Source organism: Delftia sp. WSY_10 (genome assembly GCF_043104705.1).
GTDB classification, from domain to species: Bacteria; Pseudomonadota; Gammaproteobacteria; order Burkholderiales; family Burkholderiaceae_C; genus Comamonas; species Comamonas tsuruhatensis.
The window spans coordinates 196572-220384 of the sequence record NZ_JBICKY010000015.1; the positions used below are offsets into that span (position 1 = coordinate 196572).

The window sequence follows — 23813 nt, forward strand, 5'->3', positions numbered from 1 at the left end:
ACCATGCACAACACAGCCCTCCTTGTTTCCCGTACGTCCCGTACCGCCCTTGCCGTGCGCCTGGCCCTTGCCGCCGCGCTGATCCCGGCCTGGGCCTGTGCCCAGGCCACGGCCCACGACCATGCGGCGCATGGCGCGCAATCTGCCGAAACCGCACCCGCCGCCGCCAGCCAGGACCTCAGCGAAGGCGAGGTCACGCGCTGGGATGCACGCACCAGCAAGGTCACGCTGCGCCACGGCGAACTCAAGAACCTGGGCATGCCGCCCATGACCATGGTCTTCCAGCTGCGCGTGGCAGCACCCGAGCCCGCCCTCAAGGCGGGCGACAAGGTGCGCTTTCGCGCCGAGCAGGACCAGGGCGCCTTCGTGGTCACTCAGCTGGAAGTGCTGCGCTGAAGACCGGGTGCAGGGCTGCCGTTTCGGCTAAGGTGAAGGCCTGTCCATCACAGAGCAGAGCAGCGCATGCCAAGCACCGACTCAGACCCCGGCTCCATCACCCGCGTACAGGGCATCGAGGTAGGCCACCACACCGATGCCCGCCGGCCCACGGGCTGCACCGTCGTGCTGGCGCGCGGCGGCGCCGTGGGGGGCTGCGATGTGCGTGGCGCCGCCCCCGGCACGCGCGAGACCGACCTGCTGCATCCCTCCAACCTGGTGCAGCAGGTGCATGCCGTCATGCTGTCGGGCGGCAGCGCATGGGGGCTGGACGCGGCCAGCGGCGCCATGCGCTGGCTCGATGAGCAGGGCATAGGGCTGGATGTGGGCGTGGGCCGCGTGCCCATCGTGCCGGCCGCCGTGCTGTTCGACCTGGCGGTGGGCGACAGCCGCATCCGCCCGGGTGCCGATGCCGGCCATGCGGCCTGCCAGGCCGCCAGCGCCGCGCGGCCTGCCGAGGGCAATGTGGGCGCCGGCATGGGCGCCTGCGTGGGCAAGGTCTTCGGCATGGATCGCGCCATGAAGGGTGGCATCGGCACGGCCTCGCTCACCGTGCACGGAGTCACCGTGGGCGCGCTCATCGCCTGCAATGCCGTGGGCGATGTGGTCGATCCCCACAGCGGCGTGCTGCTGGCCGGCGCGCGCAGCCCCGATGGCCGCCAGCTGCACGACACCTGCCGTGCCTTGCTGCGCGGCGAAGAGCCCCGGCCGCTGCTGGCAGGCACCAACACCACCATCGGCGTGGTTGCCACCGATGCACGCATCACCAAGGCCCAGGCCCAGCGCCTGGCCGTGGTGGCCCATGACGGCCTGGCACGCGCCATACGACCCGTGCACACCATGAGCGATGGCGACACCCTGTTCGCCCTGGGCACGGGCCTGGCCGAGCACTCACTGGGCATGCTGACCCTGTCCGCCATGGCCACCGAGGCCGTGGCCCTGGCCACGGTGCGCGCCGTGCTGGCCGCGCAGTCGCTGACCACGGCCGAAGGGCTGGAGCTGCCCTGTGCCAGGGAACTGGCCGCCTGCCGGCCCTGACCGGGTTCAGGCCTGCAGTGCCACCGCCCAGGCGTCGTAGCCGTAGACGCCATCGGCATTGCCACCGGCGCGCAGCCAGTTGTTGCCGCGCGAGCCGATCTGGATCTCGCTGGTGCGGTGCATGCGCATGGCCTGGTAGCGCGCCAGGGCAGCGGGCACCTGCTGCGATCCCTGGGCGGCGTCCAGGTTGCGCGCCAGCACCACGGCATCCTCGATGGCCATGCCCGCACCCTGGGCCATGAAGGGCATCATAGGGTGGCAGGCATCGCCCAGCAGCGTGATGCGGTCCTGCGACCAGGCCGGCAGGGGATCGCGCTCGTACAGCGCGGTCTTGAGCACGCCATCGCAGGCGTCGAGCAGCGCCCGGGCGTCGGGATGGAAATCGGCGTAGAAGCCGCGCAACTCCTCGACGCTGCCGGGCGTGGTCCACGATTCCTCGTGCCAGGAATCCTGGGCCGTGGTGGCGAAGATGAAGGTGTCGCGCCCCTGGTTCAGCGGAAAGGTCACGATCTGGCTTTGCGGCGTGGCGCCCCACCATTTGGTGAAGGCCTGGATGTCGGGCACATGGCGCACGCGCTCGGTGGGCACCACCGCGCGGAAGGCCACCACACCCGTGAAGCGCGGGCTCTCGGCACCGAACAGGGCCGCGCGCACCACGGAGTGGATGCCGTCTGCGCCAATGAGTGCGTCCAGCCCGGCCACTTCGCTGCCATCTGTGAACGCGATGTCCACGCCTTGCCCCGTCTGCGTGATCTGGCTGGCACGCTTGCCCAACTGCACCTGGTCCAGCGGAAAGGCATCGGCCAGCGCGGCCAGCAGATCGGCGCGGTGGATGGTCAACTGCGGGGCGCCGTACTTGCGCTCGGCCTCGTCACCCATGGTCAGGCGCGAGGTTTCCTCGCCCGTGTCCCAGTTGCGGCTGATGCGGTGCGTGGGCCGTGCGGCGCTGGCGCGCACGGCGGCGGCAATGTCGGCGCCCAGGCCATCGAGGGCGCGCACGGCATTGGGCGTGAGGTTGATGTCCGCGCCCACGCGCAGGAACTGCCGGCTTTGCTCGAACACCAATACTTCATGCCCTGCCTGGTGCAGCGCATTGGCTGCCGCCAGTCCGCCAATGCCTGCTCCGACGATGCCTATCCTCAAACGCGCCATGGTTCCTGTCTCCTGCTGGTGGGGTCTATTCGGTGATGCGCCCCGTGATCCGGAGCGCACCGATGCAGGACATTGTCTTTTTGACAGGCCTCAGGCCTCAACCTCCGCAAGGCCCGAATTGGGCACGATTCGTACCCATCGGCACCGGCGCATGTCCGGCAGGCGCCTCAGTCCACGCGCCGCAGCTGCCCTTGCGCCAGCAGCTTGTCGCGCATGCGGCGCGTCATGGACTGGGTGCTGCCATCCGTGGCCGTGAACAGGAACAGCGTCTGCTGCGGGCTGACCCAGGTCAGCTGGGTGCGGATGCTCTGCCGGGCATTGGACAGCTCCACCCAGGTGCCCAGCGCCCAGTCCTCGGAGACCACGGGCGCCACAGGTTCAGGTGCAGGTGCCACGGATGTCGCATGCGGCGTCACCTGGGGCCCGGCAGGCTCGCCAGGCATCCTGGTCGGCGACGCCGCAACGGCCGGGGGGGCAGGCAGCTCGTCCTGCAGCGCCTCGGGCAGCTCCAGATCCTGCTCGGTCAGGGTGGCCATCTCGTGCGCCATATCGCTCGCCATGGGCTGCGGCACATCCAGCGGCACCGGCATGGAGGCCGCCACGCCGAACAACGACTGTGGCAGGCGCGCTGCCGAGGAGCCGGGCCTTGCCTGGACGGGCCTGGCCTGGCCTGGCCCGGCAGCATCGAACCGGGAAGGCAGGGACGCCAGCACCGAGTCCGACCCATAGACGGTGGGCGGCACGGAGTCCAGATAAATATCCACGCTCTCTATGGGCTGGCGGACCACACCGGCATCCAGCGCATCCTGGTGCAGGCCGGCCAGGCGCGCGGCAAAGGCCTGGATCTCCTCCTCCGTGCGCCCCACGCTGCGCAGGCCGGCGCGCAGCCGGGCCTGCAGGCGCGGCGCCAGCGCCACCAGCCGGTCGGTATCGCGGCCGGCGTGTGCGGACACGCTCCACAGCAGGCTGGGCACCAGGGCGAGGTAGCCGCCGGGGTCGCGGGCCTCGCTGCCGTCCACAGGCTCCTGGACGCTGGCAATCACCTGGGCCCACGGCCCCGTGGCGAATTCCAGGATGTCATCGGGTACGCCCTGGGCACTGGGCAGGCGCCGGATGGCGGCTGCGATCTGCTCGGCCCGGGGCATGGCGGTTTCCGGCCAGCGCGGGTCCGCACGCCGCCCTTCCACGCGCCGGAGCGCGGCCGAGACGGGGCCGGTCACCGTGCCATCTTCAGGTGCTTCGCTCGGGCCCACGGGCTGCATGCCGCTGCCGCCCCAACCGTCACGCAGCTGCTGCAGCACCGTGGCAAAGGCCGATGCATCGGCGCGCTGCAGGGCCGCCAGCCGCATGGCAGCGGAATCGGCCACCTGCAGGAACTGGCCATAGCCCGGTGCGGATTCACTGTCGAACCACAGGCTGCGCGCCGTCAGCTCGTCGAGCAACTGGCGCGCAGGGTGATTGCGGTCCTCGAAAAAGCGCGTGTCCTGGACCACCAGCTGCTGCAGCAGCGGCTCCAGCCGGCCCACCGTGCGCTGCACGGAAGGCAGCAGGCGCGTGTCGGCGGCCATGAAGCGCATCATGCGCTGCAGCGTATGCAGCGCCGCGCCGTCGTCGGCGCGCGCGCCCGGGAGAGGCTCCTGCGGCTCCTGCGGCTGCAGGGCCTGCATCAGCTGCTCCAGCTGGGCCGAGTGGTGCTGCACGGACTCCAGCGCCATGCAGCTCAGCGAGGTCCAGCCTTCGGGCAGCGCCGCCAGCACGGTGGGTGCCGTCTCGCTGCACTGCCAGGCGGTGGTCTGCAGCCGGCTTGCGCCGTCCATGGCCGGCGCAAACTGCCCGGGCACGGAATAGGCGGATGGTTGGGCCAGCGCCAGCATGGAAGAAGGCGCCGCAGCGGGCGCCTCGCGGTGTGAATCCATCCAGCGGGGGTCGGACAGCAGGGCGGCCACCAGGCGCCGCGTCAGCTCATCTTCCTGCGCCTGCTGGCCGAAGGCGCCGTAGGCGCGGCTCTGTGCCACGGCATCGCCATAGTGTGAAGGCGCACGCCAGCGGTTCGGCCCCGGCATGTCGGTCTGGCGCCGGCCCGGCTCGGGCGGCGGTGCCACGCCATAGGCGGCAGGCTGCACGCCCTGGTCGCGCAGGGACTGGGCCACATGGCCGTACTCGGATACCAGCAATGCGCCCAGATGCTCGCGCATGAAGCCCAGCCAGCAGGCGGCGCATTCGGGCTCGACCCCGGTGTCGTCGATCACGCGCTGCAGCGCCTGCACATAGTTGTGGGGCCTGAGCGGGTTGCGTTCGGGCTGGACACGGTCCAGGCCCTGGATGGCGCTGACCAGGGCATCGAGCTCGGCCAGTGCAATCTCCACCTGCGGCGCCACATGCTGCAGCAGGCGCTGGTGGGCCAGCTGCGACTGCAGCACGGAGTCATCCAGCAGGGAGAGGGAGGCGAAATCAGTGGTGCCGGGCACACCGGACGCCCCGGAGATGCCCGGCACCGGCGGCCAGGCGGCAGCGCCACCGGATTGGCCAAAGCATTCCAGCAGCGCCAGCCCATAGCCCTTGAGCATGGCGGCCCGGTGGCGCGCCAGCAATTCCAGCGCCTCGGGGATTTCAGCGCGGCGCGGCAGGCCGGAGCCAGGCAGCTCGGCCTGCTCCATGGCATGAGCCGTGCGCTGCAGCAGCCGCAGGATCAGCGCCTCCGAGCCGCGGACAGCCTGCACCAGGCAGGCCTGCAACGCGGCAACAGAAACGGGTGGAGGATTCATGGCCCGAAGAATACAGGCTCCAGCCCGTGCCGGAGGCGCTTTGAGGCTTGCCTTTGATGCTTACTTCAGTGCCTTGTAGCGCATGCGCTTGGGCTTGGCGCCTTCTTCGCCCAGACGCTTTTTCTTATCGGCTTCGTACTCCTGGTAGTTGCCGTCGAAATACACCCACTGCGAATCGCCTTCGGCGGCCAGGATGTGCGTGGCGATGCGGTCGAGGAACCAGCGATCGTGGGAGATCACCAGCACCGTGCCCGCGTACTCCAGCAGCGCATCTTCCAGCGCGCGCAGGGTTTCCACGTCCAGGTCGTTGGAGGGTTCGTCCAGCAGCAGCACGTTGCCGCCCTGGATCAGCGTCTTGGCCAGGTGCAGGCGGCCGCGCTCGCCGCCGGAGAGGTTGCCGACCTTCTTTTGCTGGTCCTGTCCGTTGAAGTTGAAGCGGCCTGCGTAGGCGCGCGAGGCCATCTGGAACTTGCCGACGTTGATGATGTCCAGCCCGCCCGAGATGTCTTCCCACACCGTCTTGTCATTGGCCAGCGCGTCACGCGTCTGCTCCACATAGGCCATCTTGACCGTCTGGCCCACGATGACTTCGCCGGAATCGGCCTGCTCGCGCCCCGCGATCAGCTTGAACAGCGTGGACTTGCCGGCGCCGTTGGGGCCGATGATGCCGACGATGGCGCCAGCGGGGATGTTCATGGTCAGGTTGTCGATGAGCACGCGGTCGCCAAAGCTCTTGGTGACGTTGTTGAACTCGATGACCTGGGTGCCCAGGCGCTCGGCCACAGGAATGAAGATTTCCTGGGTTTCATTGCGCTTTTGGTATTCGAAATCGCTCAGTTCCTCGAAGCGCGCGATACGGGCCTTGGACTTGGCCTGGCGGCCCTTGGCGTTCTGGCGAACCCACTCCAGTTCCTTCTTCAGGGCCTTGGCACGGGCTTCCTCGCCCTTTTGCTCGGACTCCAGGCGGTTTTGCTTCTGGATCAGCCACTCGGAGTAGTTGCCCTTGTAGGGAATGCCGTGGCCACGGTCCAGTTCCAGGATCCACTCGGCAGCGTTGTCCAGGAAGTAGCGATCGTGGGTGATGGCCACCACGGTGCCGGTGAAGCGGTGCAGGAACTGCTCCAGCCATTCCACGGACTCGGCGTCCAAGTGGTTGGTGGGCTCGTCCAGCAGCAGCATGTCGGGCTTGGACAGCAGCAGCTTGCACAGCGCCACGCGGCGCTTCTCGCCGCCGGACAGCTTGCCGATCACGGCGTCCCAGGCCGGCAGGCGCAGGGCGTCGGCGGCGATCTCCAGCTGGTGCTCGGAGTCGGTGCCGGCAGCGGCGATCTTGGCTTCCAGCTCGCCTTGCTCGGCAGCCAGCGCGTCGAAGTCGGCGTCGGGCTCGGCGTAGGCGGCGTAGATTTCATCGAGGCGCGCGCGGGCCGCGTTGACTTCGGCCATGGCCTCTTCCACGGCCTGGCGCACCGTGTGCTCTGGATTGAGCTGAGGCTCCTGCGGCAGATAGCCGATGGACAGGCCCTGCATGGGCAGCGCCTCGCCTTCGAATTCCTTGTCCACCCCGGCCATGATCTTGAGCAGCGAGGACTTGCCAGAGCCGTTCAGACCCAGCACGCCGATCTTGGCGCCCGGGAAAAAGCTGAGAGAGATATCCTTCAAGATCTGCCGCTTGGGCGGCACGGTCTTGGTGAGGTGGTTCATCGAAAAAACGTATTGAGCCATTCTGGTCCGAGTACTTGAATCGTTGATTTCTGCAAAAACCGGGCAACAAATCGGTTGCACGCCAGCCGTGATTATCGGCGCATGCGACAATACCCTGCGTTGCGGGTTCCAGTTGCCCGTGACATCAGCATTCCAGCTGGGGACGATGGACGCTGTTTTCCAGGCTCCCGACATTGAACCTCATCCGCCTACGACTGGTCCGGCAACCGCCCTGGTTGCCTCGGCAGGCTGATACCCAGCGCCCCGGACGGGCGCATCTTTGATCACATGACATTTGAAGAACTGAATCTGGCTCCCGCCATTCTGAAGGCCGTGCTTGAGGAGGGTTACGAGAACCCGACTCCCATCCAGGCACAGGCCATTCCGGCGGTGCTCGCCGGCCACGACCTGCTGGCAGGCGCCCAGACCGGCACCGGCAAGACCGCGGCCTTCACCCTGCCCATGCTGCACCGCCTCTCGCAAGGCCAGGTGCCGCGCAACAAGTTCGGCGGCAAGGGCATCCGCGCCCTGGTGCTGACGCCCACGCGTGAACTCGCAGCGCAGGTCGAGGAATCGGTGCGCAGCTACGCGAAGTACCTGGACATCAACTCCACCGTCATCTTCGGCGGCGTGGGCATGAAGCCCCAGATCGACCGCATCAAGAAGGGCGTGGACATCCTGGTCGCCACGCCGGGCCGCCTGCTGGATCTGCAGCAGCAAGGCTTCATGGACCTGTCCACCGTCGAAGTCCTGGTGCTCGACGAAGCCGACCGCATGCTGGACATGGGCTTCATCCACGACGTCAAGAAGGTGCTGGCCCTGGTGCCCAAGGAAAAGCAAAGCCTGCTGTTCTCGGCCACCTTCAGCGACGAGATCCGCGACCTGGCCAACGGCCTGCTGCGCAATCCGCAGTCCATCCAGGTCACGCCCAGCAACACCACCGTGCAGCGCATCACCCAGGTGATCCACCCCGTGGGCCGCGGCAAGAAAAAGCAGGTGCTGCTGCACATCATCAACGAGAACAACTGGAGCCAGGTTCTGGTGTTCACGCGCACCAAGTTCGGCGCCAACAACGTTGCCGAATTCCTGACCAAGAACAACATCAGCGCCATGGCGCTGCACGGCAACAAGAGCCAGAGCGCACGCACCCAGGCACTGGCCGGCTTCAAGACCGGCGAGCTGCGCGCCCTGGTCGCCACCGACATCGCTGCACGCGGCATCGACATCGATGAGCTGCCGCACGTCGTGAACTACGAAATCCCCAACGTCTCCGAAGACTACGTGCACCGCATCGGCCGCACGGGCCGTGCCGGGCGCGAAGGCCATGCCGTCAGCCTCGTGTGCATGGACGAAGAAGGCTTCATGATGGACATCGAGCGCTTCACCAAGCAGGAAATCCCCGTGCAGGTGCTCGAAGGCTTCGGCCCGGAAGAAGGCGAAGTGGCCGAACCCATCGCCATGGGCCGCCAGACCATCTGGGGCGGCGCGGGCAAGCCGCCCAGCCGTGACGTCATGCAGGCCGCCGCCAAGGCTGCGCGCCAGGAAATGATGGACCGCATCCGCACCAACAAGGCTGCCCAACCCGACCGCGGCGGTCGTGCAGGCGGCCGTGGCCAGGCAGCACCCAAGGCAGGCTCGGACGAAGGCCGCTCCGAAGGCAGCGCAGGCGGCCAGGGCCGTGGCCGCAACCACGCCGGCGCAGGCGCCAACAACAAGCCGCGCCGCGACCGCTTCGACGGTCCGGGCAACGGCTCCGGCGCTGCTCACCGCCCCAAGGCAGGTCCCCAGAACGCCCCCCGTCGCGGCCCGCGTCCTGACGGCGAAGGCGGCGGTGGCCGTCGCTTCGACGACCAGCCCCCGCGCGCTGATGCCCACCTGGGCACGCAGCTCGGCCATGCACGCAGCAGCGGACCGCGCGGCGGTGCCGGTGGCGGTCAACCCGACCCGATGCGCACCAGCGTGGACACCATGGCCGAACGCGGCCGCCGCGGCGGCGGTGGCTTCAACCGCGGTGGCGGCGGCGGCGGTGGTGGCTTCGGCGGCGGTGGCCGTGGCGGCTCCTCGCGCGGCGGCTACGGTCGCTGACCTGCACTGAATACCCGGCGTGCCAGGCGGCATGCCGGGCATTGCACCAGCCCAAAGGGCTGCATCTCCCCGGGGCTGCAGCCCTTTTGCATTGCACAGATTGCGCCTTCAGCCGACAGCGCGCCGCAAGCCTGCATGGCTATCATCCCGATAGCATTGCGGCCTGCGGCGACTGAAGGCCGCACCCCTTTTCCCGGATTCCCCAAGATTCCCACGACTGGTTCCTCAAGGCCACGCCATGACACTGCTGACTCCACCCGCCATACCCTCCAGCCAGCGCCCCGATCCGGAGCTGCCACAGGGCCGGCTGCGGTGGTCGGCCCTGGCATGCACCGCCCTGCTGGCCGCCTGCTCCAGCACGCCGCTGCCGCCCTGGCCCACGTCCTCCAAGCCCCAGGTGGCCACGCCCACCCGCCCGGCCCCGGAAATACCCGTGGTGCCCCAGGCGACCACGCAGCCGATCGCACCGGCCAACAACCTCGTCCCCCTGCCCTACAACGCGGCCGTGGCGGCGCGCTTCCCCGACCCGGCCACGCGCTATGACACGCCCGGCCTGGCGCCGCAGCGCAACCAGTTCACCACGGCCAGCGAACTGTCTTCCTGGCTGAACAGCCAGGCCAGCAAATCCCTGGGCCGCGACACGCGCCTGGGAATCGTGCAGCCCGGCAGCTCGCAGCGCGGCAGCCCCATCCAGGCCCTGGTGGCCACGCGCGCTCCCGGCATCCAGCCGTCGGCGCTGTATGACAGCCGCCGCCCCACGGTCATGCTCGTGGCCGGCCAGCATGGCGACGAGCCTGCAGGGACCGAGGCATTGCTCATCATTGCCCGCGAACTCGCTCCCGGCGGCCTGCTGGAGCCGCTGCTGCAGCAGATCAACGTGATCCTGGTCCCGCGCGCCAACCCCGATGCCGTGGAAGCCGGCACGCGCAATGCAGCCGATGGCACCGACATCGCCCATGACCACCTGCTCCTGAACACGCCGGAGGCCAAGGCCCTGGCCACGCTGGCACGCGACTACCGCCCCGTCGCCGTGGTGGACCTGCAGGAATTCCCGGCCGCCAGCATCTTCCTGCAGAAGTACCAGGCCATACAGCGCTACGACGCCCTGCTGCAGTATTCGGCCACGGCCAACCAGAATGAATTCGTGACCAAGGCTGCGCGCGAGTGGTACACGGCACCGCTGCGCACCGCGCTGTCGCAGGCCGGCCTGAGCAGCGACTGGTACTACACCACCAGCCAGGACCTGCAGGACAAGTCCATCTCCATGGGCAGCCTGGCGCCCGATTCGCTGCGCAACATCAGCGGACTCAAGAACTCGGTGGGCTATCTGGTCAGCAGCCGTGGCTCGGACCTGGGCCGCGCCCACATCCAGCGGCGCGTGCACACCCTGGTCACCGCCGCCACACGCATGCTGCATTCGAGCGCCGAGCGCGCCAAGGACCTCACCCAGGTGCAGGCCTTCGTGGCGCGTGAGACCGCCTCTCTCGCCTGCCACCAGCAACTGGCCGTCCAGGCCGAGCAGACGCCCGAGCAGCGCACGCTCACCATGATCCAGCCCGACACGGGTGCCGACCAGCAGGTGCGCGTGGACTGGAACGCCTCCCTGCAGGCCCGCACCACGCTGTCGCGCCCGCGCTCCTGCGGCTACTGGCTGTCCGCCAGCGCCCAGACCGCCGTGGACAGGCTGCGCCTGCTGGGCCTGCAAGTGCTCAAGGTGGCCGAGCCCGGCCAGCTGCTGGCCGACTCGTACAACGAGGCCCGCTCGGCCACGCCCGCCAGCGGCGCCTATGCGCTCACGCGCGGCGCCGTCGAAGCACCCGTGGGCAGCTACTACCTGTCGATGAACCAGCCCATGGCCAATATTGCCGCTGCGGCGCTGGAGCCCGACACGCCCTACAGCTACCTCGCACGCGGCCTGGTGCCCACGCTGAGCGACATGGCGCGCGTGATGGCCCCCCCTTCGGTGGTGTTCGAGGAAGAAGAAGACGCCGAATGACGGCAAGGGCGCCAGGGCACGCCGCCAAGCCCTGAGCGCCCGCCCATTGCGGGTATGATCCGCGCTGGCCCGTCAGCGGCCATACCTGCCCGTAGCTCAACCGGATAGAGCAATTGCCTTCTAAGCAATAGGTCGGGGGTTCGAGTCCCTCCGGGCAGGCCAGTCTTTCCCCTCTGAAAGCAGTGCACCAGCCAAATCCTGGGGAACATCCAGGGAACATTTCTCGTTTTTCGTCTTTGCCGCCGTGTCACGACCTGCTGACACGACGCCCTCGTCATGGGACGCCGCCGGCCAACATCCCAAGATTTCTCGCCTGTCCTTCTGCCCCGGCACATCGAGGCACCAAAATCCAAGCCCTTCGGCACTGTCATTGGCGCCGAGGGACTTTTTGCGTTTGCGCTGCAGGCGACCGGGCCGGCCAACCCGCCACATGCGTTCGATCTCGTCTTGCCGGGGCATCCTCTGGAATGACGAGCGCGGCGTCAGGGCCTGCGACGGCCCGCAGGACTGCGCTGAACTGGGCCATTGAGCGCTGCCCGGAAGACTGACGGCTCAATGCCGCCCATGCCAATCGATCCGACACATCCCGAGCACACAGTCCGACAGCGCGTCGTTGCTGGCTTCATGAGTCACTGGAAAGCACACGGCAGCGACAAGTACCCATAACGCTTCCGGCTGCCGCCCGAAGAGCTCTACCACCTCGCTCACGTCATGCACAAAGGCGAGCACCCCGGAACGATGTAGGGCGTGCCGCTCGAAGCTGACCCCGCGACGAAAGGCGAAATGGTCGCAATCGACGGCACGGTCGTGTCGATAGCGTTGGCTGACCCAACGCCTGCGGCTTAGGCGCCAGCCGCCAACTTGTCGCGCAGTCGGAAGCCAGCCAGCACCAAATCCAAACGAGACCAAATACGCAGGCGTTTTGCGAAATCATTTGTCCATTTGCGCAACAACAATCCGGCAGGGCAATAACTATTGTTGACGTAACGTGCTCAACAAGTGTAAATTATTGTTTCCAACTGACGCAAATGGAGAGCCAATTACTCAAATACATAGCAAGCCACTCTTCTCGTCACACTAGATCGCATCATTAGTCAATGCCATATAAATCAAAACTACGTTAGTTTTTATTCAATATGAAAAATTTCCGAAAAATTCTTTCTGCCGCAGCACTCGCTCTGATTACAAGTAACTCTCATGCATGGACGTTGGTCTATGCAAATGATGCCAGCGGAAACGTGACGGCAGGAACACTTCAATCTTTACGAAATGCGGTGAGCACCGGCTCATCTGTGAAAGTCATCATTAATTCACCAAATATTCAAGTTTGGTCGATCCTATGCAACACCGCTGCACATGAGGCCGATGCTTCAAAAGGTGTGGTTTGCTATGGACCCGCGCCACTTTACGCGGGGTGGACAATAGGCAGAGACGCGGGACAAATACTCAATCCCCCGCAGGCAATGCATATTATTGTAAATACTCTTGGGCAGTACTCCCAATATGGAATCAGCTACTCTACAGGCCAAGTCACTCACAGTCTGAAGCAGAACTATCCAATGCAGTGGTACGTGGATTGAGATCTGCGTGCGGCACTCGGGCAGCAAACCCAGGTGCCGGACCTTGCTGGCTCAGAAAGCGGCGATGCGCTCGCCCAGGATCGCGGACAGCTCGTGCATCACGTCCAGTTGGCGGCGCAGGCGGCTGATGTCCTGGTCGCAGTCCATCTTCTGGTCCAGCACGTCCTTCTGCGCCAGCGTGCTGGCCAGCGGCTCGGGCATATCCAGCGCCACGCGGACAAAGCAGTCCTTGGCCCCCACCAGCGCGGCAATGCGCGCCGACTCCACGGGCTGCACCGCCAATCCCAACGGCTGCGGCTGTTCAAACTCCGGCGAAGGGTGAAACAAGGGAGGCGTGACCACCAGGCACAAAGGGCAGTCGAGCGAGTGGTGCGTGCCGGCACTCGCCTGTCCTTCGTCATCCAGCACGACGACCTGCATGCTGCCATTGCCCGTGCAAACCACTTCCAGGGAGCGCGGGTGCACGATGGGCGACGCCACGGCCATCGCCAATGCCAGCATGAACCACGCCAAAGCAAGGCGGGGCAGCATCAGGCAGTTGCGCAAGGTTTGCATGCGTACGCATTATGGGGGGCCATCGCCTGTTGAGCGAGGCAGCTGCCTGGCAAGCTGTTGTGAGTTCCCTGCAAAACTGCCTTGCCATCCGCCGCCTTCAAGCGGCGGCAGCGCCTTGACCAAGATCAACCGGGCCGGATCTGCATCCGCCATTGCGCAAGAAGGTTGCTGTCGGTCCGATATCGCCGCCATAATCGCGGGCTATGCACACCCTTCGCACATCGTCATTCTGGAAGCGCCTCGCCCTGGCGTGGTTCCTGCTGACGCTGGGTGTTGCGGGCGCTTCGCCCTTCGTGAACCCCAAGACCATGGAGCTCATCTGCTCCAGCGGCGGAGCCATCACCATGGTGGTTCTTGACGACGAGGGCCAGGCCCAGGCGCCAGGTCAGCACACGCTCGATTGCTCGATGTGCCTGGCCCCTGCATTGCCTCTGCCTCCCGTCAGCCTGGCGGTGGCACAACCCCATCCTCTGGCGGCAGCCCTGCATCCGTTTGCAGCGGCCCATATCGCAGCCCTGGTCGGCGCGCCGCTTCCACCCCGCGGGCCTCCCGCACAGGCCTGATTCCCTCGCATCGATAGCGCGGCTGCCTTGGCCGCGACACCATGGCAAGGCATTGCGCCACGCCAGTTGCGAGGTCATTTCCTGGCCTGCCCCAAGCCCCCAATGCGCCCGCCTGTGACCAGGCCGGCGGTGCGGCGCACGGGCAACGGCCTGCCCTGGATCGTCCAACAATGATTTGCGCAGTTCAGACGGACTGCGTGCACACCCATGCTTGCCCAACGCTTCACCTGCATTCCGGCCGTTTTCCACAGGTCCTCCATCGCCTCGGCGCTTCTCACACTGGCTGCCGGCGCGCATGCCCAGGAGCCTCAGATGGCCCCCGTCACCGTCAATGCCCGCCCCGTGGTGGAAGAGATGGAGCTGGATGCGTTTTCCTCCAACTCGGCCGTGATCACCCAGGACCAATTGCGCGACCAGAACGCGGTGGACCTGGCCTCGGCCCTGCGCCGCACGCCCGGTGTCCAGATCTCGCGCTACAACCCCGTGGGTGCCTTTGGCGGCGATCAGGGCGGCGCCGTCTATATCCGCGGCATGGGTGTGAGCCGACCCGGCAGCGAGATCAAGACCTATGTGGACGGCGTGCCGTTCTACATGGGACTGTGGAGCCATCCCCTGCTGGACCTGCTGCCCGTCAACGGCATACAGTCCATCACGGTCTACAAGAGCCCGCAGCCCCAGGTCAATGGCAACAACTTCGCCTCCATCGACTTGCTCACGCGCCGCGCCACCGAGGACGGCGTGCACGGGGATGCCAGGATCTCGGCGGGCTCCTACGGCACCCTCACCGAACAGGCCAGTCTGCTGGGCAGAAGCGGCAACCTGGATTGGAGCCTGGCCCAGGGCTTTGCACGCTCCGACGGCCACCGCGCCAATGCGGATGGCCGGCTCAGCAACCTCATGGGGCGCATTGGCTACAGGCTGGATGCGAACTGGTCGGTGGCGGCCAGCTTCCTGCAGGTGGACAACAAGGCCAGGGACCCTGGCGACGCACGGCTTGCCGCTGCGGCGCTGGCCCCCCAGTACAACACCAAGGCGAGCATGTTCAGCAGCTCCGTGTCCCACGTGCATGGTGACTGGCGGGGCGAGCTCAAGCTGTACAGCAACCATGGCCGGGGCGACTGGCTGGACCAGCCCGCGCCGGACGGCGACAGCATCAACAAGTTCCGCATGAGCGGCCTGCGCTGGAAGGAACAGTTCTCGCCCTGGAAGGGGGCCACCGTCACTGCCGGCCTGGACCATGACCGCATTTCGGGCGATGCCGCTTTCAACCGCGTCGCACCAGCGCCCCAGGGATTTTTCCAGGCGCCCACCTTCAGGATCACCTCCCCCTATGCGGGACTCAGCCAGGAGATCCCGCTGTCGGCGACATGGAGCCTGGTGCCCTCCGCCGGCCTGCGCATGTACGACCACAGCCAGTTCAGCTCCAAGGCGGCCCCCCATGCGGGTCTGTCGCTGGCCTCGGAGCAGTTCACCGTCTACGCCAACCTGTCGCGCGGCATCAACTACCCCGGGCTGGAGACGCCGCTGCTGGCATCGCTGATTCCGGCCCTGGGCTCCACGTGGCAGCAGCTGTCCGCCGAGGAGATGGACCATGCCGAACTGGGCTTCAAGTGGACGCTGTCGCAGGCCACACAGCTTGACGCCAGCATCTTCCACGACAAGGTCAAGAACCGCTATGTCTTCGGCTTTCCGCCCAATGTCCCGCCCCCGCCGCAGTTCATCAACCTGGGCGGCTACACCATGCGCGGCATGGAGCTGTCGCTGCGCCAGGCGCTGGGCGGCGGCTGGTCGGGCTTTGCCGGCCTGACGCTGCTGGACCCCAGCATGGACAACCTGCCCTACAGCCCGCGCCGCGCGCTGACGCTGGGCGTCAATGGCAAGGCCGGCCCGGTGCGGGTCGCCTTCGATGCGCAGTACCAGTCGGCAGTCTGGGCGCTGAGCCGCGCGCGGGGCGCCGATGCCGCCAACACCGAGCGCGTGGCCGGCTTTGCCGTGGCCAACCTGCGAGTGGCCTATCCGGTGCCTGCCCTGGGCAGCAAGGGAGAGGTTTTCCTGGCCGTGGAGAACCTGTTCGACCGCAACTACGCCTATCGCCCCGGCTACCCCATGCCCGGCCGCTCGGCACAGATCGGCGTGGCGGCCAGCTTCTGATCCCCCGCCCGCACAGCCCGCACAAGGAGCACGCATGAGACATCTTTCTTTGAGCAGCATCGCCCTGTCGATGGCCCTGGTCCTGGGCCTGCCCGCCATGGCGGCGGCCTCGGGCGCGACGCCCCCCGCCACGGCCGGATCGGCTGATGCGGCGGCCATCCGCAGCGTCATGATGGCCACCTGGGACAAGCCCGAGGCCAGGCTGGAGGTAGCGCCCATTTCCATCGAAGGCGGCCATGCGGTCGCCGGATGGATACAAGGCGATCGCGGTGGCCGGGCCCTGCTGCGGCGCGACGCGCAGGGCCAATGGCTGGTGGCCGTCTGTGGCGGCGATGGACTCAAGGACCCCAAGATGCTGGCAATGGCTGGCCTGTCTGCATCGGCCGCGCGCAGCCTGGCCAGCAAGGTCGTGCAGGCCGAGTCCGCCATGCCCGCCCCGCGCCGCGCCCTGCTGTCCCTGTTCGACGGCATGGTCCATATGGACGCGCAGGGCCAGCATCCCCCATCCGCACATCCGGCCCATTGAGCCGATCGCCTCCTCCACACCATCCACCGTCCGCCTCACGCGATGTCTGTCTCCCTCTCCTTCTCGCGCAGCCCCCTGGCCCTGTCCATCACCCTGGCACTGGCCTCGGCGGCACATGCCCAGGGCCTGGCCGCCCCCCAACCGTTGAGCCAGGACGACTCCGCCCTGACGCTGGGCACCATCAGCATCACCTCCAAGGCCTCCGGCCCGCTGTCCACGCGCAGCGTGTTCAGCTCCGTGGACATCGTGGGCGCGGACATCCTCGAGAACGAGCATGTGGACTACAGCTGGGAGCTGCTGTCCAAGGCGCCCGGCGTGCAGGTCACGCAGTTCAAGCAGGGCACAGATGCCGGGCGCTTCTCCTTCCGGGGCTTCAACGGCGAAGGCCGCATCAATGCTGTCAAGCTGCTGATCGATGGCATCCCCAGCAATGACAACGCCGGGGGCATGCCCTTTCTGGACGCAGTCTTCCCGCTGGACATCGAGGCCATCGAGATCGTGCGCGGCACCAACGACGCGCGCTACGGCCTCAACAACATCGCCGGCAATGCCAACGTGGTCACCCGCACGGGCGGCAACGAGGGCCGTGCCAGCGTGACCGTGGGCAGCTTCGGGACCCAGGAGTTGCAGGTGTCCAAGGGCATCGAGAGCGGCAACTGGAGCCAGAACTATTTCCTGGCCTGGCGCGATTCGGACGGCTACCGGGACCATGCCGATGCCCGCAAGCTGTCCCTGTCCGGCAAATGGTTCTACACCTCGGACGATGGCCGCTGGCGCACCGGCGTGATCGCGCGCTACTACCGCAACAAGGCGCTGGAGTCGGGCTACCTCAGCTACGAAGAAGCCATCAAGGCGCCGCGCAGCTCCCCGGCCTACGCGGCGGCCGACCGTGGCGAGCGGGAAACCGGCCAGCTCAGCGCCCACCTGGATGGCGAACTGACGCCCGAGCTGTCGCTGTCCGCCAAGGTCTACGCCAACCAGTACGAGAACCAGCGCTGGGTACGCTTCTCGGCAGCGGGATCGCAGCAGGAACGCTACAACGACGAGCAGCAGCAAGGCGCCATCACCACCCTGACCTGGCGCCCCAAGGTGGCCTGGGCGCATGAATTCACGCTCGAAGGCGGTCTGGACGCCCAGCGGCAAAGCAACCTGGGCCAGCGCTACCGCACCACGGAGCGCGTGCGGACCTCGCAGTTCCGCGACTGGGACTTCGACCTCCATACGCAGGGCGCCTATGTGCAGGCCGTGATCCGCCCCATCGAAGCCCTGCGGATCATCCCGGCGCTGCGCATTGACGACGTGGATGGCCACTTCATCGACCGCCTGGCCGGCACGCGCGCGCCCGTGCATGACTACGGCCTGATCAAGCAGCCCAAGATCAGCATCGCCTACACCCTGAGCCAGCAGGCCAGCGTCTACGCGAACTGGGGCCGGACCTTCCAGATCGGCTCGGGCATCGACGCCTACCGCACGCAGGATCGCAACCTCAGGCCCTCCATCAATGATGGCTGGGAAGCGGGCGTCAAGTTCTCTCCCCTGCCCTGGCTCAACGGCCGCGTGGCCTACTGGGAGCAGCGCGCCTCGGGCGAGGTGGCCCGGGTGCTGGGCGTGGACGGCCTGCCCGACCCGGGCGGCCTGGGCAACGTGGGCAAGACGCTGCGCAAGGGCTACGACATACAGCTCAACATGAAGCCCCATGCCCGTACCACCGCCTGGATCGCCTACTCCCACCAGTTGGCGCGCATCACCGCGCCCGACCCCAGCGCACCCGCCACCCTGGGCAAGGAAATCGAGAACGTGCCGCACTACCTGGTCTCGGCCGGCGTGGACTGGCAGGCCACGGACCGGCTGAAGCTGTCGGCCTGGGGCAATGCCCAGGGCGACTACTACCTGGAGCGCACCAATACCCAGGGCCGCGCAGGCAAGTTCGCCGTGCTGAACCTGGGTGCCAGCTACCGGCTCTCGGACACCATGGACCTGGGCCTGCAGGTCAAGAACGTCACCAACCGCAAGTACGTCTACGCCTGGTATGACAGCGGCTCCTCGGGCTACTCGCCCGCCGACGGGCGCGGCGTCTATGCCAGCATGAACCTGCGCTTCTGATGGACACCTTCCAGCCGTCCACCGCACCAGTCGCGTACCAGTCACGCACCAGGCACGCACCCGACACACACGACATTTTTGCCAACGAAGGAGAAACCCATGAAACGCCACGTCCGTTTGCTTGCCCTCGCCGCCGCCATGATCAGCGGATTCGCCAATGCCCAGGTCAGCGTCAGTGATGCCTGGGTGCGCGCCACCGTGCCGCAGCAAAAGGCCACCGGCGCGTTCCTGAAACTGCAGGCCGCCCAGGACAGCAAGCTCGTCGCAGCGACTTCGCCCCTGACGCCGGTCGTCGAAGTCCATGAGATGGCCATGCAGGACAACGTGATGAAGATGCGCCAGGTGCCGTCCATCGCGCTGCCGGCAGGCAAGACCGTGGAACTCAAGCCCGGGGGCTACCACGTGATGCTGCTGGACCTCAAGCAGCAGGTGCAGGAAGGCCAGACCGTGCCGCTGACCCTCATCATCGAAGGCAAGGACGGCAAGCGTGAATCCGTGCAGGTGCAGGCGCCCGTACGCCCGCTGGCCACCAAGGCGGCGCCCTCGGGCCACGATCACAAGCACTGACACAGGGCCCATGCGCTGCAGCAGCTTCCGCATCAAGCGCTGGGTGGCCTTCGGGCCACCCGCCTGGCCGTGGGCGTTGCCGGGCGCACGACAGCGGCGCGACCAGGGACGGCGCTTTGCCGCCTGGATGGCTGCGGCGCTGCTGTTCGCCTTTGTGCACCCTGCCCTGGCGATGGTGCTGGCATCGGGCCAAGTCAGTGGCGACCCGCTGGCGCGGCTGGCCATGGAAGTCTGCACACCCCTGGGCCTGCAGCAGGCGCAACCGGTGTCTGCTGCGGGGGAGCCTGAAGCCAAGGAGCAGACCACGGCAGCCGGCCAGGCGCATTGCCCGCTGTGCCGGGTCGTGGGCGATGCCCCTCCTGATGTGTCCCGCGCGGACCTGCGCTTTGCCGCGCCGCCGCCTCCCACCCCGCTGCCGCCCCAGGCCCTGCGCCCGCGGGATACCGTGCTGCGCGTGGTGCTGAGCACTCCCCCCAGGGCGCCTCCCCTTCCCTGAAGCCCGAAAGGGCCGCACGGGCGGCATGCCGTCGCCCATTCCCGAATTCCTCTCCCATGCCAAGCCGCGACCCGTGTCGCAGCCTGCAGGGTTACCCACGCCTGCGCGCCGCCATGGCCCCAGCGCAGGCACCAAGAAACCGTTTCCCCATGCGTAACACTTACTTTGACAACTCCCGCTTTCCCCTCGCCCTGATCGCCACCGCGCTGCCGCTGCTGCTGGCCGCCTGCGGTGGCGGCGGAGGCGGTGACAACGGCCAGCCCACCACGCCCACCACGCCCACAACGCCCACGGGCCCCCAGGCCGTGGCCATCGAGTTCGCCGCCAAGGCCGGCAACCTGCCCGCCAAATGCGGCACGCCCATCGCCGGCGTGGGAACCAGCCAGGCCACGGTGGACCTGCATGACCTGCGCTTTTACGTCAGCGGCGTCTCGCTGATCAATGACAAGGGCGAGGCCGTGGCCGTCACCCTGGACGTCAACGACTGGCAGACCAAGGAAGTGACGCTGATCGACCTGGAGGACGGCACCGGCGCATGCGCCGACGCAGGCACGCAGGCGCAGAACACGCAGGTCCGGGGCACGGTGCCCGCAGGCACGTACAAGGGCATCAGGATGACCGTGGGCGTGCCCTCCTCGGTCAACCACACCGACTATGCCGTCGCACCCAAGCCGCTCGATGTGCAGGCCCTGGCCTGGTCGTGGCAGGCCGGCCGCAAGTTCGCCCAGATCGAGGTCAACCCCGTGGGCGGCGTGGCCCGCCCCGCGCCGGCCGCCCCCGGCAAGACCTTCTACGTCCACCTGGGCTCCACCGGCTGCACGGGCAACCCCGTGACCGGCGAGACGGTCAGCTGCGCGCGTGCGGACCGCATGGATTTCGGGTTCGGCGATTTCAATGCCGGCACCCAGAAGGTGGTGCTGGACATTGCGCAGCTGCTGCAGGGCTCGAACGTCAAGGAAGACCTGGGCGGCGCCGCCGGCTGCATGTCCGGGGCCACCGATCCGGAATGCGTGCCCATCTTCAGCGCGCTCAAGATCGATCTGACCACGGGCCGCTCCATCAATGAAGGCAGCGGCCAGACCGTGTTCCGTACCGAGGCCAAGTAATGCACAAGCCCCATTCGCTTCGGCGGGTGGCGGCATGGACCGCCGCCCTGTGCGGCCTTGCCGGGGCCATCGCCCTGGCGGGCTGCGGGGGCGGCGACACCGCCGTCCACGATGACTCCGGCAGCAGCACGGGCTGGTCCTGGGCGCTGCCCTCCTTTTTCCCCACCCCCAAGGTGCCCGACACCAATCCCATGACGACAGAGAAGGCCGAGCTCGGCCGCTTTCTGTTCTATGACAGGCGCCTTTCGGGCAACGGCACGCAGGCCTGCGCGAGCTGCCACATACAGTCCAAGGCCTTCACCGATGGCCTGACGACCTCACTGGGCTCCACAGGGCACGCACATCCGCGCAACGCCCAGAGCCTGGCCAACGTGGTCTACAACGCCACGCTGACCTGGGCCAACCCCTCGCTGGTCACGCTTGAAAAGCAGATGGAGACGCCGCTGTTCGGCACGGACCCGGTGGAGATGGGCGTCAACGACAACAACAAGGAGGAAATCCTCGCGCGGCTGGCTGCCGACACCGGCTACGGCCCGCGCTTCGCCAGGGCCTACCCGGGCCAGGCAGCGCCCATCACCTGGGGCAATGTGATCCACGCCATCTCGGCATTCCAGCGCACCATTCTTTCGGGCAACAGCAAATATGACCAGTACCTCAAGGGCAGCACGGCACTGAACCCGGCCGAGCAGCGCGGCATGAACCTGTTCTTCGGCGAAAAGGCCGAATGCTTCCACTGCCACAGCAGCTTCAACTTCAACGACCAGATCGTGCACGCGGGCAGCCGCATCGTCGAGACCCCGTTCCACAACACGGGCCTCTACAACATCGGCGGCACCGGCGCCTTCCCCGAGCCCAACCGGGGCGTCTACGAACTGACCCAGCTCTTCAAGGACATGGGCAAGTTCCGCGCGCCCAGCCTGCGCAATGTGGAAGTCACCGGCCCCTACATGCATGACGGCAGCATCGCGACGCTGGAGGAAGTGCTGCAGTTCTATGCAGCCGGGGGCCGCAACATCACCTCCGGCCCGCATGCCGGCGACGGGCGCGCCAACCCCAACAAGAACGACTTCATCAACCAGATCGCCCTGACGGCCGACGACCGCGCCGACCTGCTGGCCTTTCTCAAAACCCTCACGGACCATGAGCTGCTCACCAACCCCAGGCTCGCCGATCCCTTTGCACAGCAGACAGGCCAATAGCATGCAACGCAGCTTCCTCGCGCAACGCACACCGCTGGCGGCAGCCATCGCCATCGCCATCGCCTTGTCGGCAGGCAGCGCCGCCGCGCACACCCTGGATGACGGCATACCGCAGACCAACGGCCTGCGCATCGACATGGCGGCGGTGGCCGCCTATCTCCATGGCGACTCCACCTTGCCGGCACCCAAGCTGGCCGGCACGCTGGGCCTGGGCGACACGCCTGACGACCAGCGCGGCTGGCGGCTGGAGCATGGCACCCTGGGCGCCGGCCTGCGCGTATCTCCCCAACTGGGGGCCAACATCGTGATGGGCTGGCACGACAGCGACCCAGCCCATGTGGAGGCCGCCTGGATGGAGGCGCGCAGCGGCTCAGACGCCGAGCTGACCCTGGGCGCAGGCCGCAACCGCGTGCCCATGGGGCAGGTGCTCACGCGTGCCGGGCACTTCGACCGCTACGGCCAGATGCCGCTGGCCAAGCGGGCGGCCTTCAACGGCGACTGGATCGAGGATGGCGTCAACGCCGCCTGGCGTCCCCACCTGCAAGGCGCCATGTCCTGGCTGCAGGGCATTGACCTGGGGCTTTGGCGCGCCCGGCGCTTTCCCGGCAGCGACAACGCCGCCTGGGCGCCCGTCGTGCATGCCAGCGCCGCCTGGACATCGGTGCAGGCTGACGCCTTCTACAGCCGGATGCAGCCCAAGGGGCGCGGCGCCTATGTACAGCGCTCCAACAGCGGCCACATCCACACGGCGCCACAGTGCAATGCCAGCCTGCGCGACATCACCTGCTTCGACGGCACCGTGGACCTGGCCGGGGCCAGCGCTACCTGGACCACGCCGTTGCCCGGCGTCCAGCTCACCGCAGCAGGCATCTGGCGGCGCGAAAGCGGAAACCTCTATTCCCAGAACGGCGACACCCGCTACCAGGGCCGCACGCTGGGCGGCTGGCTGGAAGTGCTCTGGCAGCCGCGCGCGCGCTGGGAATTCGGCGCCCGCCAGGAATGGCTCAGAAGCACCAATCGCGTCAGCGGGCCGGGCGCCCTGCTGGTGGCCACGGACGCCAACCTGCTGCCCAACAACCCATCACGCCGCTTCACGGCCATGGCCGGCTGGCGCCCCGTCAAAAGCGTTCTGATCGCGCTTGAAGCCGGGCGCGAGCACATTGCCGGCAAAGGCCATACGGTGGCAGGCCTGCGGCTGATCTGGACCCCCGATGCCCTGTTGGAAAGGAACTGGAAATGACCACAATGCTTCGCCGCCAGGCGCTTGGAATGCTGCTGGGCACGGGCTGTGCCCTGACACTGCCGCTGACGGCACGGGCCCATGACTTCCGGGCGGGAGACCTGGTCATAGACCACCCCTACGCCACGCCCTCCATCGCCGGCTCCAGCAACGGGGCGGCGTATTTGCGGGGGATCAGGAACAAGGGAAAGAACGCCGACCGGCTCATCGGGGCCAGCACGCCAGCGGCCGCACGCGTGGAACTGCATGAGATGAAGATGGAGGGCGACATCATGCGCATGCGCGAAGTGCCCTTCATCGAACTGCCCGCAGGCCAGGAGGTGCAGTTGCGCCATGGCCAGTCACACCACCTCATGCTGATCGGACTCACGCAGCCCCTGCGCGAGGGTGATCGCTTCGATCTGACGCTGCAGTTCGAAAAGGCTGGCGAGTACAAGGTCAAGGTCTGGGTGCAGCAACCCAAGCGCATGCCATCCGGACACCAACACCCGCATTGAACGGACATGCGGCAGGAGCCGCGCCCCACAAGGCGAGATGCAGCCATGAGCTGCTGCA

General features: G+C 67.2%; 18 protein-coding genes, 1 tRNA gene and 1 pseudogene. 16 read left to right on the forward strand and 4 right to left on the reverse strand.

Translation table 11 applies throughout. The annotated features are described in order from the left end of the window. The first annotated feature begins 3 nt into the window (after nt 1-3). Nucleotides 4-396 (forward strand): copper-binding protein, encoded by a 393-nt coding sequence (locus tag ACF8ML_RS07265; protein ID WP_016449920.1) that lies wholly within the window; start codon nt 4-6, stop codon nt 394-396. A gap of 66 nt (nt 397-462) precedes the next feature. Next, nucleotides 463-1473, forward strand: coding sequence for a P1 family peptidase (locus ACF8ML_RS07270; protein WP_209669625.1), 1011 nt, complete (start codon nt 463-465; stop codon nt 1471-1473). Nucleotides 1474-1479: 6 nt separating this feature from the next. Here the strand turns inward: ACF8ML_RS07270 and ACF8ML_RS07275 are convergent, their stop codons facing one another. The 3 genes from ACF8ML_RS07275 to ettA all read right to left on the reverse strand — a co-directional run bounded on the left by ACF8ML_RS07275 (nt 1480) and on the right by ettA (nt 7112). After that, nucleotides 1480-2625: an FAD-dependent monooxygenase gene (locus ACF8ML_RS07275; protein ID WP_209669627.1), complete on the reverse strand. Its 1146-nt coding sequence runs from the start codon at nt 2623-2625 to the stop codon at nt 1480-1482. A gap of 167 nt (nt 2626-2792) precedes the next feature. Beyond that, nucleotides 2793-5390: a DUF1631 family protein gene (locus tag ACF8ML_RS07280; RefSeq protein WP_392406793.1), complete on the reverse strand. Its 2598-nt coding sequence runs from the start codon at nt 5388-5390 to the stop codon at nt 2793-2795. Nucleotides 5391-5450: 60 nt separating this feature from the next. Beyond that, a complete protein-coding gene (gene ettA / locus ACF8ML_RS07285; RefSeq protein ID WP_016449924.1) occupies nt 5451-7112 on the reverse strand; it encodes an energy-dependent translational throttle protein EttA in 1662 nt (553 codons plus the stop codon). Nucleotides 7113-7379: 267 nt separating this feature from the next. On the opposite strand from ettA, the gene ACF8ML_RS07290 reads away from it, so the two are divergent. The 4 genes from ACF8ML_RS07290 (at nt 7380) to ACF8ML_RS07305 (ending at nt 12752) form a co-directional block, all read left to right on the forward strand. Continuing rightward, complete coding sequence (locus ACF8ML_RS07290) at nt 7380-9176, forward strand: DEAD/DEAH box helicase (RefSeq protein WP_016452439.1); 1797 nt, start codon at nt 7380-7382, stop codon at nt 9174-9176. Nucleotides 9177-9414: 238 nt separating this feature from the next. Beyond that, nucleotides 9415-11172, forward strand: a complete 1758-nt coding sequence (locus tag ACF8ML_RS07295; protein WP_016449926.1) for a M14 family metallocarboxypeptidase — start codon at nt 9415-9417, stop codon at nt 11170-11172. An 85-nt stretch (nt 11173-11257) separates the two neighbouring features. Further along, nucleotides 11258-11334: transfer RNA gene (locus ACF8ML_RS07300), tRNA-Arg, on the forward strand. 974 nt (nt 11335-12308) lie between these two features. Next, complete coding sequence (locus ACF8ML_RS07305) at nt 12309-12752, forward strand: hypothetical protein (protein WP_128422724.1); 444 nt, start codon at nt 12309-12311, stop codon at nt 12750-12752. 231 nt (nt 12753-12983) lie between these two features. On the opposite strand, the pseudogene ACF8ML_RS07310 reads toward ACF8ML_RS07305, so the two are convergent. Then, nucleotides 12984-13307: pseudogene (locus tag ACF8ML_RS07310) on the reverse strand (DUF2946 domain-containing protein); the annotation flags it as partial. Between the two features lie 203 nt (nt 13308-13510). Between ACF8ML_RS07310 and ACF8ML_RS07315 the strand changes: the two are divergent. From ACF8ML_RS07315 to ACF8ML_RS07360, 10 genes are all read left to right on the forward strand, one after another. Further along, nucleotides 13511-13870, forward strand: coding sequence for a DUF2946 domain-containing protein (locus ACF8ML_RS07315; protein WP_088165237.1), 360 nt, complete (start codon nt 13511-13513; stop codon nt 13868-13870). Between the two features lie 312 nt (nt 13871-14182). After that, complete coding sequence (locus ACF8ML_RS07320) at nt 14183-16021, forward strand: TonB-dependent receptor (protein ID WP_392406796.1); 1839 nt, start codon at nt 14183-14185, stop codon at nt 16019-16021. A gap of 34 nt (nt 16022-16055) precedes the next feature. After that, on the forward strand, nt 16056-16547 hold the full coding sequence (locus ACF8ML_RS07325; protein ID WP_047327172.1) for a copper uptake system-associated protein: 492 nt from the start codon (nt 16056-16058) through the stop codon (nt 16545-16547). Nucleotides 16548-16589: 42 nt separating this feature from the next. Continuing rightward, nucleotides 16590-18650 (forward strand): TonB-dependent receptor, encoded by a 2061-nt coding sequence (locus ACF8ML_RS07330; protein WP_392406800.1) that lies wholly within the window; start codon nt 16590-16592, stop codon nt 18648-18650. 99 nt (nt 18651-18749) lie between these two features. Further along, entirely contained in the window at nt 18750-19217 is a 468-nt protein-coding gene (locus tag ACF8ML_RS07335) for a copper chaperone PCu(A)C (RefSeq protein ID WP_013803107.1), read from the forward strand. Between the two features lie 10 nt (nt 19218-19227). Then, complete coding sequence (locus ACF8ML_RS07340) at nt 19228-19713, forward strand: DUF2946 family protein (RefSeq protein ID WP_343739972.1); 486 nt, start codon at nt 19228-19230, stop codon at nt 19711-19713. A gap of 149 nt (nt 19714-19862) precedes the next feature. Next, a complete protein-coding gene (locus ACF8ML_RS07345; protein ID WP_392406802.1) occupies nt 19863-20819 on the forward strand; it encodes an MbnP family copper-binding protein in 957 nt (318 codons plus the stop codon). After that, entirely contained in the window at nt 20819-22018 is a 1200-nt protein-coding gene (locus ACF8ML_RS07350; protein WP_392406805.1) for an MbnH family di-heme enzyme, read from the forward strand. Before ACF8ML_RS07345 ends, ACF8ML_RS07350 begins: the two co-directional genes overlap by 1 nt. A gap of 1 nt (nt 22019) precedes the next feature. Beyond that, complete coding sequence (locus ACF8ML_RS07355; protein WP_392406807.1) at nt 22020-23258, forward strand: hypothetical protein; 1239 nt, start codon at nt 22020-22022, stop codon at nt 23256-23258. Next, nucleotides 23255-23755, forward strand: coding sequence for a copper chaperone PCu(A)C (locus ACF8ML_RS07360; RefSeq protein ID WP_013803112.1), 501 nt, complete (start codon nt 23255-23257; stop codon nt 23753-23755). The genes ACF8ML_RS07355 and ACF8ML_RS07360 overlap by 4 nt, the downstream gene beginning before the upstream one ends. Nucleotides 23756-23813: the final 58 nt, after the last annotated feature.

What these genes read in the sequence shown, in the direction of transcription:
- ACF8ML_RS07265 (WP_016449920.1), top strand. Translation starts at nt 4, where the DNA reads ATGCACAACACAGCCCTCCTTGTTTCCCGTACGTCCCGTACCGCCCTT.
- ACF8ML_RS07270 (WP_209669625.1), top strand. Translation starts at nt 463, where the DNA reads ATGCCAAGCACCGACTCAGACCCCGGCTCCATCACCCGCGTACAGGGC.
- ACF8ML_RS07275 (WP_209669627.1), bottom strand. Translation starts at nt 2,625, where the DNA reads ATGGCGCGTTTGAGGATAGGCATCGTCGGAGCAGGCATTGGCGGACTG.
- ACF8ML_RS07280 (WP_392406793.1), bottom strand. Translation starts at nt 5,390, where the DNA reads ATGAATCCTCCACCCGTTTCTGTTGCCGCGTTGCAGGCCTGCCTGGTG.
- ettA (WP_016449924.1), bottom strand. Translation starts at nt 7,112, where the DNA reads ATGGCTCAATACGTTTTTTCGATGAACCACCTCACCAAGACCGTGCCG.
- ACF8ML_RS07290 (WP_016452439.1), top strand. Translation starts at nt 7,380, where the DNA reads ATGACATTTGAAGAACTGAATCTGGCTCCCGCCATTCTGAAGGCCGTG.
- ACF8ML_RS07295 (WP_016449926.1), top strand. Translation starts at nt 9,415, where the DNA reads ATGACACTGCTGACTCCACCCGCCATACCCTCCAGCCAGCGCCCCGAT.
- ACF8ML_RS07305 (WP_128422724.1), top strand. Translation starts at nt 12,309, where the DNA reads ATGAAAAATTTCCGAAAAATTCTTTCTGCCGCAGCACTCGCTCTGATT.
- ACF8ML_RS07315 (WP_088165237.1), top strand. Translation starts at nt 13,511, where the DNA reads ATGCACACCCTTCGCACATCGTCATTCTGGAAGCGCCTCGCCCTGGCG.
- ACF8ML_RS07320 (WP_392406796.1), top strand. Translation starts at nt 14,183, where the DNA reads ATGGCCCCCGTCACCGTCAATGCCCGCCCCGTGGTGGAAGAGATGGAG.
- ACF8ML_RS07325 (WP_047327172.1), top strand. Translation starts at nt 16,056, where the DNA reads ATGAGACATCTTTCTTTGAGCAGCATCGCCCTGTCGATGGCCCTGGTC.
- ACF8ML_RS07330 (WP_392406800.1), top strand. Translation starts at nt 16,590, where the DNA reads ATGTCTGTCTCCCTCTCCTTCTCGCGCAGCCCCCTGGCCCTGTCCATC.
- ACF8ML_RS07335 (WP_013803107.1), top strand. Translation starts at nt 18,750, where the DNA reads ATGAAACGCCACGTCCGTTTGCTTGCCCTCGCCGCCGCCATGATCAGC.
- ACF8ML_RS07340 (WP_343739972.1), top strand. Translation starts at nt 19,228, where the DNA reads ATGCGCTGCAGCAGCTTCCGCATCAAGCGCTGGGTGGCCTTCGGGCCA.
- ACF8ML_RS07345 (WP_392406802.1), top strand. Translation starts at nt 19,863, where the DNA reads ATGCGTAACACTTACTTTGACAACTCCCGCTTTCCCCTCGCCCTGATC.
- ACF8ML_RS07350 (WP_392406805.1), top strand. Translation starts at nt 20,819, where the DNA reads ATGCACAAGCCCCATTCGCTTCGGCGGGTGGCGGCATGGACCGCCGCC.
- ACF8ML_RS07355 (WP_392406807.1), top strand. Translation starts at nt 22,020, where the DNA reads ATGCAACGCAGCTTCCTCGCGCAACGCACACCGCTGGCGGCAGCCATC.
- ACF8ML_RS07360 (WP_013803112.1), top strand. Translation starts at nt 23,255, where the DNA reads ATGACCACAATGCTTCGCCGCCAGGCGCTTGGAATGCTGCTGGGCACG.